8 protein-coding genes, 2 tRNA genes and 3 rRNA genes are annotated in these 14,642 nt (G+C 56.4%); 4 read left to right on the top strand and 9 right to left on the bottom strand.

Going from position 1 to position 14,642, the window contains the following annotated elements:
* Positions 1–358: 358 nt before the first annotated feature.
* On the bottom strand, positions 359–1,438 hold the full coding sequence (locus tag U0004_RS05890) for a tartrate dehydrogenase (protein ID WP_034785988.1): 1,080 nt from the start codon (positions 1,436–1,438) through the stop codon (positions 359–361).
* A 103-nt stretch (positions 1,439–1,541) separates the two neighbouring features.
* Between U0004_RS05890 and U0004_RS05885 the strand changes: the two genes are divergently transcribed.
* Positions 1,542–2,441, top strand: coding sequence for a LysR family transcriptional regulator (locus U0004_RS05885; RefSeq protein WP_070254568.1), 900 nt, complete (start codon positions 1,542–1,544; stop codon positions 2,439–2,441).
* A gap of 4 nt (positions 2,442–2,445) precedes the next feature.
* On the opposite strand, the gene U0004_RS05880 is transcribed toward U0004_RS05885, so the two are convergent.
* The 8 genes from U0004_RS05880 to U0004_RS05845 form a co-directional block, all read right to left on the bottom strand.
* On the bottom strand, positions 2,446–3,936 hold the full coding sequence (locus U0004_RS05880; protein ID WP_070254567.1) for a DUF3482 domain-containing protein: 1,491 nt from the start codon (positions 3,934–3,936) through the stop codon (positions 2,446–2,448).
* Positions 3,933–5,411 carry a DUF2868 domain-containing protein gene (locus U0004_RS05875; RefSeq protein ID WP_070254566.1) on the bottom strand — a complete coding sequence of 493 codons (1,479 nt, stop codon included), beginning with the start codon at positions 5,409–5,411 and terminating at the stop codon, positions 3,933–3,935. The genes U0004_RS05880 and U0004_RS05875 overlap by 4 nt, the downstream gene beginning before the upstream one ends.
* Positions 5,412–5,473: 62 nt before the next feature.
* Entirely contained in the window at positions 5,474–6,163 is a 690-nt protein-coding gene (locus U0004_RS05870) for a phosphatase PAP2 family protein (RefSeq protein WP_081345520.1), read from the bottom strand.
* Between the two features lie 330 nt (positions 6,164–6,493).
* Positions 6,494–6,606, bottom strand: a 5S ribosomal RNA gene (gene rrf / locus U0004_RS05865).
* A 139-nt stretch (positions 6,607–6,745) separates the two neighbouring features.
* Positions 6,746–9,635 (bottom strand): 23S ribosomal RNA (locus U0004_RS05860).
* A gap of 238 nt (positions 9,636–9,873) precedes the next feature.
* A tRNA-Ala gene (locus tag U0004_RS05855) sits at positions 9,874–9,949 on the bottom strand.
* A 66-nt stretch (positions 9,950–10,015) separates the two neighbouring features.
* Positions 10,016–10,092: transfer RNA gene (locus U0004_RS05850), tRNA-Ile, on the bottom strand.
* Positions 10,093–10,192: 100 nt separating this feature from the next.
* A 16S ribosomal RNA gene (locus U0004_RS05845) occupies positions 10,193–11,723 on the bottom strand.
* The 16S, 23S and 5S rRNA genes sit together here with 2 tRNA genes alongside, the layout of an rRNA operon.
* 492 nt (positions 11,724–12,215) lie before the next feature.
* Here U0004_RS05845 and cobT point away from each other — a divergent pair.
* From cobT to U0004_RS05830, 3 genes are read left to right on the top strand one after another with little or no spacing between them, the layout of a single operon-like run.
* Positions 12,216–13,256, top strand: a complete 1,041-nt coding sequence (gene cobT, locus U0004_RS05840; protein WP_070258910.1) for a nicotinate-nucleotide--dimethylbenzimidazole phosphoribosyltransferase — start codon at positions 12,216–12,218, stop codon at positions 13,254–13,256.
* A gap of 4 nt (positions 13,257–13,260) precedes the next feature.
* Complete coding sequence (locus tag U0004_RS05835; RefSeq protein ID WP_070258909.1) at positions 13,261–14,067, top strand: adenosylcobinamide-GDP ribazoletransferase; 807 nt, start codon at positions 13,261–13,263, stop codon at positions 14,065–14,067.
* 6 nt (positions 14,068–14,073) lie between these two features.
* Positions 14,074–14,628, top strand: a complete 555-nt coding sequence (locus tag U0004_RS05830) for a histidine phosphatase family protein (protein WP_070258907.1) — start codon at positions 14,074–14,076, stop codon at positions 14,626–14,628.
* Positions 14,629–14,642: the final 14 nt, after the last annotated feature.

The following is a 14,642-nucleotide window of genomic DNA, read 5'->3' as shown; positions in this document are numbered from 1 at the left end:
TCACTCAAAAAACTGACAGGCCACTACTTTCGTAGCGCCTATTTCATTATTTCTTGTGAACATTTGATATATTTTAAGTTAGACGTCAATCCGAAGATTGACGCTGCACTTACATCAAATGCCCACACTTATCGACTGTTAATTGTTAAAGAACTGTATTCGGTTACTGCTTTCGCGCTATCGACAAAGCGTTGTGTTTGTCAGCTGCGAAGAAGGAAGAGTATGAAGCATTTCGGCACAATCGTCAACACCTTCTTTTCTACTACCCAGCCCCTGAAGGCTGTCCCTTTTGTGCCGCAAACTAGTGCGTCTCATTGGGGAGGCGAACTATAGCAAAGCCGCCCATGGGCGGCAAGCTTTATTTCAGCAATTCGGCAATTGCAATGCCCACATCGGTCGTACTGGCGCTGCCGCCCATGTCCGGTGTTCGCGGGCCATGCTCAAGCACCTTCTCAATGGCGCGCAAAACCGCGTCATGCGCCGCCGTGTAATTGGCGTCGCCATTACCGAGGAAGTCCAGCATCATGGCGCCCGACCAGATCATGCCGATCGGGTTGGCGATATTCTGGCCATAGATATCGGGTGCGGATCCGTGCACGGGCTCGAAGACAGAGGGGAACGTGCGTTCCGGATTGATATTGGCCGATGGCGCGATGGCAATCGTTCCCGTGCACGCAGGGCCCAGGTCGGACAGAATGTCGCCAAACAGATTCGACGCAACCACTACGTCGAAGCGCTCGGGACTGAGCACGAAACGGGCCGCCAGGATGTCGATATGGTATTTATCCCAGTGCACATCGGGAAAGCTGGGCCCCATCGCCTCCACCCGCTCATCCCAATACGGCATGCTGATGGCGATACCGTTCGACTTGGTCGCCGATGTCAGGTGTTTTTTTGGCCGGCTTTGCGCCAGCTCAAACGCATACGTCAGGATGCGGTCAACGCCCTTGCGCGTAAACACGGATTCCTGCAGCACCGTTTCGCGTTCCGTCCCCTCGAACATGCGCCCGCCCACGGACGAATATTCTCCTTCCGTATTTTCACGCACCACATAAAAATCGATATCACCTGGCTTTTTATTCGCCAGCGGGCACGGCACACCCGGCATCAGGCGCACGGGCCGCAAGTTGACGTATTCGTCGAACTCGCGCCGGAATTTTAGTAACGAACCCCACAGCGAGATATGGTCCGGTACCTTGTCCGGCCAGCCGACGGCACCAAAATAGATGGCGTCGAAATCCTTGAGCTGGGCAAACCAGTCCGAGGGCATCATCTGACCGTGCTCGAGGTAGTAGTCGCAATTCGCCCACTCCATGGTCGTGAACTGCAAGTCGATATTGAAACGGCGCGCGGCAGCCTCGACGACACGCAGCCCTTCCGGCATGACTTCATTGCCTATGCCGTCGCCGGCGATGACTGCGATTCTGTGTGCGGGCATGAGGTTCTCCTGTTTATAGATGGATGCGTTGATGATACTGGCGCCGCATCAGAATACAATCAGGGTATTCATGACCTCAGTATCCACATTTCGTGCTCAATTGATGAAACATACGCCGCTGCTGGAAGATTTACGCCTGTTTTGCCAGGTCGCCCATAAAACCAGTTTCGCCGCCACGGCGCTGGAACTGGGTATTTCCAAGGCGGTCGTCAGCAAGCGCATCGGCATGCTGGAAGCGGCGCTGCAAGTACGGTTGCTGCACCGGACCACACGCAGGGTCAGCGTCACCGATCACGGCGAGATCGTGCGGCAATGGGCGCAACGCATCCTGGAAGATGTCGAACAGATGGGGGAAGCGGTAGCACAGTCGAAATTGCAGCCGCAGGGCCTACTGCGCATTTGCTCCAGCTCCGGCTTCGGGCGCAACCGGCTCGGTCCCGCCCTCTCCCAGCTGGCACGGCAATATCCAAACTTGAAAATACAGCTGGAATTGCTCGACCGTCCCGTCGACCTGCTGGGCGAGGGTTTCGATCTGGACATTCGCATCGGCGTGGTGCGCGAGCCAGACCTGATCGCCCACCGCATTGCCAGCAATCAACGCGTGCTGTGCGCCGCACCCTCCTATCTGGCACAACGCGGAACGCCGGACACGCTGGCGCAATTGCGCGAGCATGACTGCATCGTCATCCGCGAGCGTGACCTGGATGGGCGACGCTGGAAACTGCAGGGACCGCAAGGGTCGGAAACGGTGAAGGTCGATGGGCCGCTATCGGCCAATAATGGCGAGATCGTCCATCAATGGGCGCTGGACGGCCACGGCATCATCTTGCGTTCGGCATGGGATGTGGAAAGCAGCCTGGCGCAAGGCAAGCTGGTGCGCATTTTGCCCGCGTATCATCAGGTCGCCGATGTGTGGGCGGTGACCACTTCGCGGCTGTCGAACTCGGCCAAGGTCAGGGCCTGCGTGCAATTTCTGGAACGGTGGCTGCAAGCCCGCGCCTGATAAGCTATACCAGACGCGCCACATCCGGATACAGACGCGCCAGGGTATCGGAGGTGATGGACGACATGACGGGCAAGACGCGCTCGGCGGCCTGCTCCGGCGATTTTTCCCGGCGCACCTCTTTCCACAGCTCGGCCAATGCGCCTTCATGGCGCGCCACCGCCTGCTCGACCTCATCCTGCCAGAAAGCCGGCGCCTCGCTTTCCACGAAATTGCCGCGGCCGCGGCCAAAGTGCGCCACCGCCAGGTAACGCAGCACGCCCGCCACCACCAGAGTGCGCAAAAAGGCATCCGTGAATTGCATGGTGGGTTCATTGCGGTCCGTGCCGGAATTAAAGCCCCAGGCAGCGCCGGCAAACGTCAGCGCACCGACCACGCCACCAAGCAAGGCACCCGTGCCCAAAGTCAGGCCGCCGGAAATCAGGTCGGCCGACAGCCCCGTCGCCGCGCCGGAAATCATAGCCCCCAATAACCCCGCTTGCGCCTTGTCGATCGGCGCACGCACGGCAAAATTTTCCCGTATCCGGCTATTGATCTTATGCGCATCGGTCGGGTCGAGTTTGTGCAAGATCAAGAGTTCACGCGTGGTCACGCCGCTGTGTGTATTGAGCCGTGCCACCAGGCTGGCCATGGCCTTTTCCTGGCGTTGCTGCTCTGCATTCTTACCGATGCCCACTACCTGCAAGGCCGATTTCAGCAAGCCCTTGGAGCCGAGCTCGATGGCTTCGCGATCCTGCCCTGCCACTGCCAGTTGCGTAGCCAGCAAAAGCATGGCTTGCTGGAAACGCGCCGTATTCTGCTCTTGCCAGGCAGAAAACAGACGCGCATAGCCGGCTTGCTGCGACTGCGGCAACAATTTACCCACGGCTTCGTAAAACACGCGCTCATGAACCCAGCAGCGGGCAAAGGCATCGAGCGCCAGGACATCGCGCACGATGGGATACTGCTGCAAATGCTCGCGCCAGCGCGCCTGCTCGCCGTGCTCCTCATTGCCAGGACGCGGCGGCCCCATTTGATTGAGCAAGACCACCACCGGCTTATCCAGCCAGGCGAGGATTTTCATTTCCGCCGGCAAGTAGCCCGCATCCTTGGGATGTTCCGAGGAATTCACCAGGTACAGCACCACGTCGGCAGAGTCCTTGGCCGTACGCAGCGCTTGCTGGCTGAGCCAGAACGGGCGGTCGCGGTAACGGTCCAGCACTTCGCGCAGGAACCAGCCGATGGGATTGCCCGACTGGCCCAGGCGCTTGAGCAGGCGCACGGAGTCGCCAAAGCCGGGCGTGTCCCACAATTGCAAGGCATCGCCCTGCGGCGTGGCCAGCAAGGTATGCGATTCCGCAAACACGGTCACGTGGGCGGCATCGCGCACTTCGCCAATGTCCACGCCCACTAAAGTGCGCGCCAAGGTCGTCTTGCCATTATTCGTGTGCGAAATCAGCGCAAACTGAATCTGTACCGCATCATCCTGCACATTTTTATTTACATTCACACTCATGCTGCTGCCGATACTTTCAGCCCGACACCGGCATCGAGCGGGTGCAAGGCAGGATTAAGCAAATTGACCAGGGTGGCCGTGGTTTTGTGGAACTGGCAGAACTGTTGCCACAGAGCGACTCGCTCCGCCAAGCGGGCGGCATTATCCACCTGCTCGCCCGCGCGTTCCAGGTAGCTGGATTCGTCGATCAGTACAGCGATGCCGCGTGCCGACGATTGCGCCAGGTAATCGAGGAAGGCGCCGTGGTTTTCCTTTTCCGGCGTCGCCGTCAGGTTGAACAGCACGGCCGTGATATTGACTTGTGGATCATTCAAGTCCGTGTCGCGCAAGACGTCCTGCGGCTCCTCGCCATACGACGTCGATGGACGCAGCATCATGCGGCCTTGCTCGCCGAACAGCATGAGGGAGATTTGCCCCAGGCCCTTGTGACGTGCCTCATCGACAGTAAAGCTGTACGGCAAGACACGGAGCATGCCGCCAGTTGCCACGCCGATGCTTTCATTAAGCTTGCGGAAATACGGTTGATCGAGATCCAGCGGAAAGTGCTTGGCCAGGCGCGCTGCGCGCCAGTTGTTGACCAGTGCCAGTATCAGGCGGGGAACGACCACCAGCAGGAAAATCGTTGCCGCATATAAATGCACCCAGCGTGCGCCGCCTTCGACGGTCGTCGTTTGCGGGAAGCGCAGCGCTTCGATTTCCGCCAGCGAAAAGCCTTGCAAATGAAACAGGGCAATAGCCGGCGCAAACAGGGTCGAAAGCAGGCTGTGCACCTGGCTGGCATTCAAAAAAGTGCTTTCCCAACCGGCCGCGTATTGCGACAGGAAGCCGCGCGCGTACAGTGAAGCGACGGCGCCGATGGCAAACATGGCGGCGCTCAGGTGAATGGTACGGCTGAGGCGCGCGGCCGTCAGCTTGGCGCTCAAGTGCGCCCATTCCCCCATAAAACTGAGCAAGCCCGAGGACAAGGCGTGCGGCAGCTTGCGCGGCAACGCCAGGCGGCCCACGCTCAGGTGGCGCACCAGTCCCGCCTTCAGCCAGCCGAGGGAGTGCGAGGGGATGCATAGCCAGATCAGCAAGCCCAGGTAGACCAGCACATTCCAGGCGATGATCAGCAGCAAGGGCGCCGACAGCAGATCCACGCGATGGGGATCCGTGATGCGGTCCAGCCCGGCGCCCAGCAGCAGTGCCAGCAAGGGCAAGGTCAGCGCCAGGGTCTTCATGCCGTTACGGCGTTTCGCGAAGGCAGCAAAAGCGGGCGTGCGCTCGGTGATGCGCTTGAGGATCAGCTCGGAGCGCTGCTGCAGGAAATCGTCACCTGTCACTTCGGCCTGCTTGCCCGAAGCTTGCCACTGCGCAAGCTCACGCGCGCTGCGGCTGGCATACATGCGGTCATCCTCGCTGAGGACTTCTTTTTTCTGGTCGGCCGTCTCGATAGCACGGACCAATACCACTTCTCTCGCAATCTGCTCGTTCATGGTGCTCCTGTTTTTGTATGAAACGACAACTAGACAGGCAGATTGTGACGTACTTTTGTGTTTCAGGCCAACGCGTCCTCGGCCCGGAACAAATTATGCAGCAGATAGATCAGGAAAGAAGCGATCCAGGCAGACCACAAGGTGTGGGTAAAAAATTGCTTACCTTGCAACTGTTGATGCCAGCCTGCCGCCAAACCGCACAGCAACATGACACCGGCGAACAAAAGTGCCGTGCGTGGCCGTCCGGGCAGGCAGAACAATGGCAAGGCCAGCATCCACCAGGCAGTGTTCGCATGCGTGGCGGGCAAGCAGACCATGGCAGATGCGCTAGCCGGCAATGTTTCCAGCAGGCGCGTATACGGTTGCAGTCCACCATAGCGCAGCAAATCCGTGGGGCAGGGAACATCGCTGAAGGAAGAGAGCAAATAGATGCTTAGCGGCACCAAGATAGCCGACAGGGCCACCACGCGCAAGGCGCTGCGGCGTGAGGCAGACCAGGCCAGCGGACGCTGCGTGTCCCAGACCGCCAGGACTATCGCTGCCGCGGCCAGCAAGGTCATGCAGAACTGGAAACCGCGCGCCCACGCGCTGTCAGCGCCGGCAAATTGCCCACGCGCACCGTCGAACATACTGTCGGCGATCATGAGGTCGAGATTGCTGTAATTGCCGATCCAGAGTATCAGCATGGCCGAGAGCATCAAGGCGCTATCGATGCCTGTGGGAGTTTTGACGAGTTTAAGCTTGGCCAACATGGGTGTACACATTTACTTGATGAGATGAAAGGGACTGGCCACTCAAGAGCAGCAGCCATGCAAGTCATCGTACAGTGTCAATATGAAGAGAACATGACGGTGCCCGCCGCGGGCAACACGGACGGGGCAAGATGGATATTTTGGGCACCTTACAAGTGTCGACTTGAATTACGCGTCAAAGGTGTTCTGGCATCCCCGCAAAAAGGGTGCGCAGCCGATAACTTCGGTCAACTCCGCCATACGTGCAGTAAAAATGTGTACAGAACAAACCGCCAGACGAAAAAAAACCCGCCAATTGCTTGACGGGTTTTTCTCTACTGCGAATAACAAGCCTGACGATAACCTACTTTCACACTGGTTGCAGCACTATCATCGGCGCAAAGTTGTTTCACGGTCCTGTTCGGGATGGGAAGGGGTGGGACCAACTTGCTATGGTCATCAGGCATAACTTGTACTGGCGTTTGTCTCCTGTAGGACGACAAGGCCATGAATCTGGAAGAAGCAAAGATTGGGGTAATGACTGGTAGTATCAACACACACGCAACGTTGTACCGTCTTATCCTCTGCACCTGCTAAGGTTATAGGGACAAGCCGTACGGGCAATTAGTACTGGTTAGCTTAATGCATTACTGCACTTCCACACCCAGCCTATCAACGTCCTGGTCTCGAACGACCCTTCAAAGAGCTCAAGGCTCTGGGAAATCTCATCTCAAGGCAAGTTTCCCGCTTAGATGCTTTCAGCGGTTATCTCTTCCGAACTTAGCTACCCGGCAATGCCACTGGCGTGACAACCGGTACACCAGAGGTTCGTCCACTCCGGTCCTCTCGTACTAGGAGCAGCCCCCTTCAAATTTCCAACGCCCACGGCAGATAGGGACCAAACTGTCTCACGACGTTTTAAACCCAGCTCACGTACCACTTTAAATGGCGAACAGCCATACCCTTGGGACCGGCTACAGCCCCAGGATGTGATGAGCCGACATCGAGGTGCCAAACTCCCCCGTCGATATGAACTCTTGGGAGGAATCAGCCTGTTATCCCCAGAGTACCTTTTATCCGTTGAGCGATGGCCCTTCCATACAGAACCACCGGATCACTATGTCCTACTTTCGTACCTGCTCGACTTGTCAGTCTCGCAGTTAAGCACGCTTATGCCATTGCACTATCAACACGATGTCCGACCGTATCTAGCGTACCTTCGAACTCCTCCGTTACACTTTAGGAGGAGACCGCCCCAGTCAAACTGCCTACCATGCACTGTCCCCGATCCGGATAACGGACCAAGGTTAGAACCTCAAACAAACCAGGGTGGTATTTCAAGGTTGGCTCCACGAGAACTAGCGTCCCCGCTTCAAAGCCTCCCACCTATCCTACACAGATTGGTTCAAAGTCCAATGCAAAGCTACAGTAAAGGTTCATGGGGTCTTTCCGTCTAGCCGCGGGTAGATTGCATCATCACAAACATTTCAACTTCGCTGAGTCTCGGGAGGAGACAGTGTGGCCATCGTTACGCCATTCGTGCAGGTCGGAACTTACCCGACAAGGAATTTCGCTACCTTAGGACCGTTATAGTTACGGCCGCCGTTTACTGGGACTTCAATCAAGAGCTTGCACCCCATCATTTAATCTTCCAGCACCGGGCAGGCGTCACACCCTATACGTCCACTTTCGTGTTTGCAGAGTGCTGTGTTTTTATTAAACAGTCGCAGCCACCAGTTTATTGCAACCCTTTCACCCTCATGGAGTAAACCAATCAAGCTACCGGGGCGTACCTTTTCCCGAAGTTACGGTACCAATTTGCCGAGTTCCTTCTCCCGAGTTCTCTCAAGCGCCTTAGAATACTCATCTCGCCCACCTGTGTCGGTTTGCGGTACGGTCTCGTATGACTGAAGCTTAGAGGCTTTTCTTGGAACCACTTCCGATTGCTTCGTGAACAAGTTCACTCGTCTCAACCCCTTGAATTCCGCACCCGGATTTGCCTAAGTGCCTTCTATGAGCCAAAAACCAACTATTCCAACAGTTGGACAACCTTCCGCGATCCGTCCCCCCATCGCATCATACGACGGTGCAGGAATATTAACCTGCTTCCCATCAGCTACGCATCTCTGCCTCGCCTTAGGGGCCGACTCACCCTGCTCCGATGAACGTTGAACAGGAAACCTTGGGCTTACGGCGTGGAGGCTTTTCACCCCCATTATCGCTACTCATGTCAGCATTCGCACTTCTGATACCTCCAGCATCCTTTACAAGACACCTTCGCAGGCTTACAGAACGCTCTCCTACCATATATATCTGTGATAAATCACAGAACAATATCCGCAGCTTCGGTGACTGGCTTAGCCCCGTTACATCTTCCGCGCAGGACGACTCGATCAGTGAGCTATTACGCTTTCTTTAAATGATGGCTGCTTCTAAGCCAACATCCTGACTGTTTTAGCCTTCCCACTTCGTTTTCCACTTAGCCAATCTTTGGGACCTTAGCTGGCGGTCTGGGTTGTTTCCCTCTTGACGCCGGACGTTAGCACCCGACGTCTGTCTCCCAAGCTCGCACTCATCGGTATTCGGAGTTTGCAATGGTTTGGTAAGTCGCAATGACCCCCTAGCCATAACAGTGCTCTACCCCCGATGGTGATACTTGAGGCACTACCTAAATAGTTTTCGGAGAGAACCAGCTATTTCCAAGTTTGTTTAGCCTTTCACCCCTACCCACAGCTCATCCCCTAATTTTTCAACATTAGTGGGTTCGGACCTCCAGGGCGTGTTACCGCACCTTCATCCTGGCCATGAGTAGATCACTTGGTTTCGGGTCTACACCCAGCGACTGATCGCCCTATTCGGACTCGATTTCTCTACGGCTTCCCTATCTGGTTAACCTTGCCACTGAATGTAAGTCGCTGACCCATTATACAAAAGGTACGCAGTCACGGAACAAGTCCGCTCCTACTGTTTGTATGCACACGGTTTCAGGATCTATTTCACTCCCCTTCCGGGGTTCTTTTCGCCTTTCCCTCACGGTACTGGTTCACTATCGGTCGATTACGAGTATTTAGCCTTGGAGGATGGTCCCCCCATATTCAGACAGGATGTCACGTGTCCCGCCCTACTTGTCGTACGCTTAGTATCACCGGTCCGATTTCACATACGGGGCTATCACCCACTATGGCTCCTATTTCCAGAGGATTCTGTTATCGGTCCGACTATCACGTACAGGCTCCTCCCATTTCGCTCGCCGCTACTTTGGGAATCTCGGTTGATTTCTTTTCCTGCAGCTACTTAGATGTTTCAGTTCGCCGCGTTCGCCTTGCATACCTATGTATTCAGTATGCAATACCCTAAAAGGGTGGGTTGCCCCATTCGGAAATCTGCGGATCAAAGTGTGTTTGCTCACTCCCCGCAGCTTATCGCAAGCTACTACGTCCTTCATCGCCTGTAATCGCCAAGGCATCCACCATGTGCACTTATTCGCTTGTCCCTATAACGTTAGCCTCTGATTACCTAAATAATCAAAGAGCGCTACAGGGATAAGAAAGTACAACGTTGTTGCTTGTTTGTTGATACATACAATCATTACCCATCGATTTACCTTTTACGGCAAACCGATCAATAAATAATCTTTACTTCTTCCAGATTGTTAAAGAACGAAACAGCTTTGATCGCTAAAAGATCAAACCTAAACCTGACGGCTTACGTTTGCACTTTCGAGTAAAACGTGGTGGAGGATGACGGGATCGAACCGACGACCCCCTGCTTGCAAAGCAGGTGCTCTCCCAGCTGAGCTAATCCCCCTGGGGTATTACATACTGGTAGGTCTGACTGGACTAGTGTCCACCTTACCCCCGGGTCTGTTTTTACTGGTAGGGCTGGTTGGACTCGAACCAACGACCCCCGCGTTATCAACACGGTGCTCTAACCAGCTGAGCTACAGCCCCAACGCGGAACTACTACGACTACTGTTTCTTCTTCATTTAACAGTCGATAAGTGTGAACATTTGATGCGTGAACCAGTTACCTGATTCGTGCAAACTCTAGAAAGGAGGTGATCCAGCCGCACCTTCCGATACGGCTACCTTGTTACGACTTCACCCCAGTCACGAATCCTACCGTGGTAAGCGCCCTCCTTGCGGTTAAGCTACCTACTTCTGGTAAAACCCGCTCCCATGGTGTGACGGGCGGTGTGTACAAGACCCGGGAACGTATTCACCGCGACATGCTGATCCGCGATTACTAGCGATTCCAACTTCATGCAGTCGAGTTGCAGACTACAATCCGGACTACGATACACTTTCTGCGATTAGCTCCCCCTCGCGGGTTGGCGGCGCTCTGTATGTACCATTGTATGACGTGTGAAGCCCTACCCATAAGGGCCATGAGGACTTGACGTCATCCCCACCTTCCTCCGGTTTGTCACCGGCAGTCTCATTAGAGTGCCCTTTCGTAGCAACTAATGACAAGGGTTGCGCTCGTTGCGGGACTTAACCCAACATCTCACGACACGAGCTGACGACAGCCATGCAGCACCTGTGTACTGGTTCTCTTTCGAGCACTCCCCAATCTCTCGGGGATTCCAGCCATGTCAAGGGTAGGTAAGGTTTTTCGCGTTGCATCGAATTAATCCACATCATCCACCGCTTGTGCGGGTCCCCGTCAATTCCTTTGAGTTTTAATCTTGCGACCGTACTCCCCAGGCGGTCTACTTCACGCGTTAGCTGCGTTACCAAGTCAATTAAGACCCGACAACTAGTAGACATCGTTTAGGGCGTGGACTACCAGGGTATCTAATCCTGTTTGCTCCCCACGCTTTCGTGCATGAGCGTCAATCTTGACCCAGGGGGCTGCCTTCGCCATCGGTGTTCCTCCACATATCTACGCATTTCACTGCTACACGTGGAATTCTACCCCCCTCTGCCAGATTCTAGCCTTGCAGTCTCCAATGCAATTCCCAGGTTGAGCCCGGGGATTTCACATCAGACTTACAAAACCGCCTGCGCACGCTTTACGCCCAGTAATTCCGATTAACGCTTGCACCCTACGTATTACCGCGGCTGCTGGCACGTAGTTAGCCGGTGCTTATTCTTCAGGTACCGTCATTAGCAGGAGATATTAGCTCTCACCGTTTCTTCCCTGACAAAAGAGCTTTACAACCCGAAGGCCTTCTTCACTCACGCGGCATTGCTGGATCAGGCTTTCGCCCATTGTCCAAAATTCCCCACTGCTGCCTCCCGTAGGAGTCTGGACCGTGTCTCAGTTCCAGTGTGGCTGGTCGTCCTCTCAGACCAGCTACTGATCGATGCCTTGGTAGGCTTTTACCCTACCAACTAGCTAATCAGATATCGGCCGCTCCACGAGCATGAGGTCTTGCGATCCCCCACTTTCATCCTTAGATCGTATGCGGTATTAGCGTAACTTTCGCTACGTTATCCCCCACTCTAGGGTACGTTCCGATATATTACTCACCCGTTCGCCACTCGCCACCAGAGCAAGCTCCGTGCTGCCGTTCGACTTGCATGTGTAAGGCATGCCGCCAGCGTTCAATCTGAGCCAGGATCAAACTCTTCAGTTTAATCTCTGTTTAATGTCATTTCTGACAGGTCGGACAGTATCACTACCATCCAAATCTTTTGCATTGCAAAAGATTTGCTCACTCAAAAAACTGACAGGCTACTTCCGAAGAAGTATCCTATTTCATTATTTCTTGTGAACATTTGATATTTTAAGTTTTACAGCAATCCGAAGATCACTGCTGCACTTACATCAAATGCCCACACTTATCGACTGTTAATTGTTAAAGAACTGTATTCGGTTACTGCTTTCGCGCTATCGACAAAGCGTTGTGTTTGTCAGCTGCGAAGAAGGAAGAGTATGAGGCATTTTGCTACGTCCGTCAACTCCTTCTTTTTTCTCACTTTACGCTGCATTTGCATGCATCGTTCAGCGAGGGGGCGAATTATAGCCTTGCTCTGCGCACCCCGCAAGCGCTATTTTGCAGCTGGGCAAATATTGCTGTGTGATATCGTAGCGCCGACCATACCTTGCCTCATCCATATAGATTCCCATGCCTATCCCACACATCTGCTCCACCGCCAATCCCGCACTGGCCAGTGCACTCGAACACGCCATCAATAGCAAGACCAAGCCGCTGGGCAGCCTCGGCATGCTGGAAACCCTGGCCCGCCAGATTGGCCTGATCCAGCAAAGCACGCAGCTGGCATTGCACCAGCCGTCCATCATCGTTTTTGCGGCTGACCATGGGGTCGTCGCGGAAGGCATTTCCGCCTATCCACAAAGCGTGACCTGGCAAATGGTGGAGAATTTCCTCGGCAACGGCGCCGCCATCAACGTTTTCGCCCGCCAGGCAGATTGCGCCCTCTATATAGTAGACGCCGGCGTGAACCACGACTTCGGACCGCGCAACGGCTTGCTTGACCGCAAGCAGGGTCCCGGCACCCGCAACTTCGCCAAGGAACCCGCCATGAGCGAGCAACAATGCCTGGCCGCCATGCAGGCGGGGATGGATCTGGTCGCCACCCTGGATGGCAATGTGCTGGGCTTTGGCGAAATGGGTATCGGCAACACTACCGCTGCCGCAGCGCTGATGCACAAGCTGACGCAAACACCGGTCGCCGATTGCGTGGGCGCCGGCACCGGCCTGTCGAAGGAAGGCATATTGCACAAACAGCAGGTCATCGAAGCGGCCGTCGCCCATCATGCGGCAGTCACCACGCCGCTCGACGCGCTGGCCACCTTCGGCGGATTCGAAATCGCCATGATGGCCGGCGCCATGCTCAAGGCGGCCGAACGGCGCATGATTCTGCTGATCGATGGATTCATCGTCAGCAGCGCCCTGCTGGTGGCGGCCCGTCTGCAGCCGGCCATCCTCGATTACTGCGTGTTTTCGCACTGCTCCGATGAAAACGGTCATCGCCAGCTGCTGGCCAGCCTGGGTGCGCGTCCGCTGCTGCACCTCGATTTGCGCCTGGGTGAAGGGACGGGTTCGGCGCTGGCCTTGCCGCTGCTGCACGCAGCCGTCAATTTCATGCGCGAGATGGCGACGTTTGCCTCGGCCCAGGTCAGCGAAAAATCCACGCCAGATTAAGACCATGGCCAATCCCGTTTCCGCCGCAGTCCATCAGTGCCGCCTCTTCTTCATCGCGCTGCAGTTTTTCACGCGCCTGCCCATCCCCCGTTGGGTGGGTTTCGAACCGGCCTGGCTACAGCATGCCTCGCGCTACTTCCCGCTGGTCGGCGTGGTAGTGGCGGCCATCAGTGGCGCCGTGTATCTGCTGGCCAGCTGGCTCCTGCCGTCGGCGGTAGCCGTGCTGCTGGCCGCCGCCGCCGGCATCTATCTGACGGGCGCCTTTCATGAAGACGGCTTCGCCGACATGTGCGATGGGTTTGGCGGCGGCATGACGCGCGAGCGGGTATTGGAAATCATGAAGGATTCGCGCATCGGCGCGTATGGCGCCATCGGCATCCTCTGCCTGCTGGCCATCAAGTGCGCGGCGCTGGCCTCGCTGCCGCCCGCCGTCATCGTGGCGACGCTGTGCATCGCCCATCCGCTCTCGCGCCTGGCCGCCGTCTCGCTGATCCGGTTCATGGACTATGCGCGCGACGAAGGCAAGGCCAAGCCGATGGCGCAGGAGATGAATACCGCTGAATTCCTCATCGCAGCCATCTGCGGCCTGCTGCCGGCCGTCGTGTGCGGCACCCTGGGAATCTTTTACTGGGCCACGCTGGTCTTCGCCGTCGTGGCGGCGGCCGCTGCCGCATTCTGGCTGGGCCGCAAGTGCCAGCGCCGCCTGCAAGGCTACACGGGCGACTGCCTGGGCGCAGTGCAGCAAGTGGCGGAAGTGGCTGTCTACCTGGCCATCCTCTCCAGCTTCCAGCCTCCCCTGCGCTTCTATTAAACACGCATGCGCCTGATCCTCGTTCGCCACCCCACGCCGCAGGTAACCAGCGGCACCTGCTATGGCCGCAGCGACGTGGTGGTGGCGCCGCACGAACTGGCCACGGTGCGCGCCAGCCTGCAAGCGACTTTGCCAGCCGGCGTGCCGCTCTATTCCAGTCCGCTGCGCCGCTGCGCCGGCCTGGCGGCGGCATTGGCGCAAGACCTGCCTGCCAGCGCCCTGCGCCTTGACGCGCGGCTGGCGGAGATGGATTTCGGAGCATGGGAAATGCAGCCCTGGCACGCGATTGCGCGCGCGGAAATCGATGCCTGGGCGACGGACCTGGCCTGGTACCGCCCCGGCGGGGGCGAGAATGTGCTGGCGATGGCCGCCCGCGTCGATGCGTTTTTAGGCGATCTGTTGCGCGAACAACACGAAACGGTCGTCATCATCTGCCATGCGGGCACCATCCGCCTGCTGTCGGCACTGCAAGCCCAGCTGCCATTGGAAGAAACGGCCCTGCTGGCCGCCCATTCCGCCCATAAAATCGCCTATGGTGCGACGGTCGTCGTCGATTTCTGATACCGAATCGCCCA

The sequence above is a fragment of the Janthinobacterium lividum genome, assembly GCF_034424625.1.
GTDB classification, from domain to species: domain Bacteria; phylum Pseudomonadota; class Gammaproteobacteria; order Burkholderiales; family Burkholderiaceae_D; genus Janthinobacterium; species Janthinobacterium lividum.
The sequence above is the reverse complement of the archived record's forward strand: the minus strand, read 5'-3'. Positions and strand labels throughout refer to the sequence as shown.